Source organism: Pseudomonas monteilii NBRC 103158 = DSM 14164, from assembly GCF_000730605.1.
GTDB classification, from domain to species: domain Bacteria; phylum Pseudomonadota; class Gammaproteobacteria; order Pseudomonadales; family Pseudomonadaceae; genus Aquipseudomonas; species Aquipseudomonas monteilii.
The window spans coordinates 1-4,238 of sequence record NZ_BBIS01000093.1 but is presented as its reverse complement, the minus strand read 5'-3'; the positions used below and the strand labels follow the sequence as shown (position 1 = coordinate 4,238).

4 protein-coding genes are annotated in these 4,238 nt (G+C 58.4%); 3 read left to right on the top strand and 1 reads right to left on the bottom strand.

The annotated features are described in order from the left end of the window. Positions 1 to 71: 71 nt before the first annotated feature. Positions 72 to 2,321 (bottom strand): autotransporter domain-containing protein, encoded by a 2,250-nt coding sequence (locus PM2_RS29130; RefSeq protein WP_004574509.1) that lies wholly within the window; start codon positions 2,319 to 2,321, stop codon positions 72 to 74. Between the two features lie 215 nt (positions 2,322 to 2,536). Between PM2_RS29130 and PM2_RS29125 the strand changes: the two genes are divergently transcribed. From PM2_RS29125 to PM2_RS29115, 3 genes are all read left to right on the top strand, one after another. Next, positions 2,537 to 2,926 carry a hypothetical protein gene (locus tag PM2_RS29125; protein WP_004574510.1) on the top strand — a complete coding sequence of 130 codons (390 nt, stop codon included), beginning with the start codon at positions 2,537 to 2,539 and terminating at the stop codon, positions 2,924 to 2,926. A gap of 13 nt (positions 2,927 to 2,939) precedes the next feature. Beyond that, a complete protein-coding gene (locus PM2_RS29120; RefSeq protein WP_004574511.1) occupies positions 2,940 to 3,239 on the top strand; it encodes a hypothetical protein in 300 nt (99 codons plus the stop codon). A 104-nt stretch (positions 3,240 to 3,343) separates the two neighbouring features. Next, positions 3,344 to 4,207, top strand: coding sequence for a hypothetical protein (locus PM2_RS29115; RefSeq protein ID WP_141745124.1), 864 nt, complete (start codon positions 3,344 to 3,346; stop codon positions 4,205 to 4,207). Positions 4,208 to 4,238 lie beyond the last annotated feature (31 nt).

Sequence of the window (4,238 nt, the reverse complement as noted above, 5' to 3'; positions counted from 1 at the left end):
CCTGGCGAAAACTCGCGGGCAAATAAAAACGCCCCACTGGAAAGTGGGGCGCATGGTGAATCAGATTCCGGTCAGAAACCGATCGAAAGGGAGAGCGTTGCGACGTCCGAGGCTACGGCTTTGTCGCTGCCGAAGCGGTGACCGTAGGTGACGCCCACGCGGGAGGCTTTGAACGGGCCGGCAACCTGCAGGCCAACGCCGACTTCGTTCCAGCGCTCGGTGGTGTCCTGCTTCATGTCGAAGCGAGAGACGCCGATCACATCACCGGTCAGATCGTCTTGCGAGTTGTTCAGGCGGCTAACGTGCTTGATGTTGGCCGAAACAATGGCCTTGTTTGCCAGGTTCATGCTGGCGTTGAGGCCGGCGGTGCCGTAGATGTTCTCCTCAGTACGCTTGTCGAAACGCGCCGGGAAGGAGCCGCTGGTCTCGGTATAGGAGTCCAGTTTGGTGTTGAGGTAGTCCACGCCCAGGAACGGCATCACAGCGATGTTGTCCTGCAGGATGAATACGTAGCCGACCTGGCCCGAAACCGCACGCTGGCTGACATCCGACTTACCTTTCGATTCGTCGTCGCCGGCACCGGTTTTGTAGGAGCGCTTGATGGTGGCATCGCCTTCGGAAACTGCCACGGCGCCGCGGGCAAACACGCCCTTGCGCAGACGATTGCCGTACTCGACGAAAGCACCAATCGTGTTGGTATCGCCCTCGACGCGGTCGTCGTTGATCTTGAGCGAAGTGCTTGGGCCTTGATAGCCGATGCCGGCAACCAGGTCAGGGGTCAGTCGATATGCCGCGGTAACGCCGCCGTACACGTTGTCACCTTGGACAGTGCCCGAGTGATGGGTCATCTGGCTGCTGACGCTGACGCAGACGCCATTGGTATCGAAGGTCGAGCAGGTCAGTTGGTCCTGGACGAAGCCTTGCAGCTGATTCTGCATGGCTTGTGCGTACAGGGTCGCGTTCTGCAGAGAGTCGCCGAGGTCCAGCAAACCAATCACGCCAGTAGGCAGATTGGTAGCGCCAGCATCACCAGCGCTGGCGCCGGTATCGGTTCCACCAGTGCTGCCGGCATTTGCACCAGTACCGGTACTGCCAGTGCTGGCGCCAGAATTCGAGCTTCCAGTGGAAGTGCTGCCAGTACTCGATGAACCACCGGTGCTTGGGGTCGAAGTGTCGGTAACCGGAGGTGTAGTGACGACAGGCTCGGAGATCGGGCCGTAAGAGCGTGCTACGAACGGCTGCGACCGGCCGTTCAGGAAGCCCAGGCCGAAAACGGTGTTGCCGTCCGCGGACACAGCGGTAGCGGAGTTGAGGGTATTGTTTGCGAGCAGGGTGTAGGACGGGTCGTTGTCCTGCAGCCACTCAACAAGGGACTGCATGCCTGTCTCTGCGGTCCAGCGGAAACCCGAGTAGACACTGCCAGTGGTATCAGCCATACCGACGACTACAGCGCCGTTAGCAGATACTCCCTCAGCGATCGACATGGTGCCGTCGGTCAGCAGGCCCAGGCCCTGCATACCGGACAATTCGGACCAAATCATCGCTTCGGTGGATGCGACCGATGACTCACTCGCGCCGACGATATAGGTGCCGTCAGCACTGGCCGCCAGGGCCATGGATTGAGTGCCGCCAGCCAAGGTGCCAAGACTCTCAGCGCTCCCGCCGTCTACCCAGCGAGTGGCGACATCACCATTCCCTGCACCGTTTTGGGCGTAGCCCACCACCACCTTCCCGTCAGCTGAGATGCCCATGGCATAACTGTAGGTGCCGTCGTTCAGGTAGCCCAGCTGGGTGATCGCGCCCGACAGATCCCAGGTAACCGCCGAACGGTTGCCGGTCAGGCCGTCGTCAGCGGAACCCGCGATGACGCTGCCGTCAGCCGATACAGCACGGGCTTCGGCCTCGGCACCACCGTTCAAGAAATCCAGTGTGTGAATGCCGGTGCTGTCCCAGTACACGGCGGTCTCGTTGTCCGTGAGGCTGTCGACGGAGCTGCCGACGATGATGTCTGCTTCGTTCGATGCTGCGTACGCAGCGGCATTGGTGCCGAGGTTTGCCAGCAACTGCTTGCCACCCAGCAAGGTCCACTTGAAGGCCTCGGTGGTGTCGGTGCTTGGGTCGTATTGGGCAGCGACAAGGGTGGAGCCATCACCCGACCCACCGATGTGAGGATCGTAGGTGATCGAAGAGGAGCCCAGCGTCGGTGCATACACGTCGATGCCGGCGTAAGCGGCATGCGCAGCGCCTGCGTTCATGGCCAGTGCGATGGAGGCGACCAGTAGGGAAATACGAGGCTTGAAGGGGGTTGCATTGTTTTGCATGGGCTTTCTTGTCCTGACCTTGTTAGGTGATAGCAATTGGATGGCCGGATAATACTTGCGGATTGTAAGACAGATCAACCAGTATCTTATACATACGTGTTATTTTTCTTTGGAGGATTACTCCTCCCATAGGGTCAGCGGTTTGCGTACCGGTGTTGTGCATCTCCTGTCACAAGGTCTTCGCAAGAGGCCGTCATCCCCACAGGAGAAACGTCATGCTGCAAATCCCTAAAGCGCTGCTCGAAAAACGCATCACCAAAGAGACCCTTCATCGCTCGGGTAAGCGGTTGCTCAAAGAAATCGCTGGTCGCCTGAAGCTCCCAGAAGCCAGCTACGACATTCGTTCGTGCAAAGGTGGTGATGGGGTGATGGGCGAAGTGATCCTGCATAGCGATCATCTGTATCTGATGGTTCATCTCGGATCCGGAAGCGTGCTTCGGGTGCTGTACCGAACCTGCGAAGGCCGTAAGGACTACTCAGGCGGTATGAACCACTATGCGTCGGTCTCTGAGTTGGCCAGCACTACCGCGGCTGAGCGCTTCATCGCGAAGCTGGACAAGCTCAATGAGCTGGGCAAGCGCCAGCACGCCTTCCAAGCAGCTTGATCAGGAGGTATCAATGTCTTCTGTACTCCATGAGTTCCCGGAGGCCTTCGCCACCCGCATCAACAAGATCCTGGAAATGCCGGATCCGGTGCCTGGGAATCGCGTGAACGGTTGGTTCGGTGGGTACGGGTGCCGCTGGTGCAAGTGCTCAAGAGCTTGGTTCACCGTGTTGCCATTTGACATGCAGTCGGTGGCCGAGACGGTGGCGAACATGTTCATGAATGCTGGGCTGCACGATGTGACAATCACGCTTGAAGGAGGCGTGAGCAAGGCAGACGGAGGCAAGGGTTACCAGGTCTCTGCTCGGCTCTAAACCGCTACACAGCCGCTCCTCTGGGGCGGCTTTTTTTTGCCTGTCGTTACAGCTGACTGTGCTGCATCTCAGATCAAGATGACTAACCCAAGAGGCGCAGCACCATGGACGTAATTGCAAGCAACGCAGCTGATACACAAGAAATGGCAATGACCGAAATCCTGGCAACTGGCGAGGAAAGGAAGCGGCCATATTCGTCGTCGGACATGGCCTTCCAGTTTAACGATGTGGAGATTCGCAACCCGTATTTTTCTCCCTGCGGGACAGCAGTCGTTGACCCCGTTCTTGCGTATGGATTTGACGTCTTCCACACCGGTGGTGGTTGCATGGCACTGCGGAAGGAGTTCTGCAATGGCAACTACCTGCTGTTGTCGAACGAGATCAACATCGCTGAACCGGAAGATTGGGATGAGTGCACGCTGGGGCTGTACGACGCCGACGGCGATCAGAAAGCCTTCTGTGAGCTCCGTGACGTCCCGTATGCGCAGTTCGATCTGCCAGAGCATGAGGAGAGTCTCGATGATCCTGTGCGCTTGTTGTGTCCGTGCTGTGGCGCTCGAACCACCGGCCGGCAGTGGCGTAATCAGGATGTCGGGCACGGCCTGTGCAGCACCTGCACCGAGAGTGTGCGTGCCAAAATGGCGGCAGATGAGTTCATCAAATGCTATGGCTACCAGGGCATCCACTTTGGCCTGTCGCAAAGCGCTCCCTCTCCTCAACTGCTCGACGAGCTCGCTCAAAAGAAATTGCTGGCGCAGGACAGTCCGGATCAGCCAGCACTGGATTCGAACGCACTGAAGGACCGTTACCGTTCATGGGCGCAGGACAACCTCGCCAATGATGATCTGCAGGTGAATGACGGTGCCCAGGTTACGCTGTGTGATGACGGCGCATTTGTCGAAACCTGGACATGGGTGCCGCGTGAATCCCTACCGGAAGCTGCTGGTCCTGAAGAAGAAACTCACTAACGCTACACAACCGCTCCCTCATCGGAGCGGT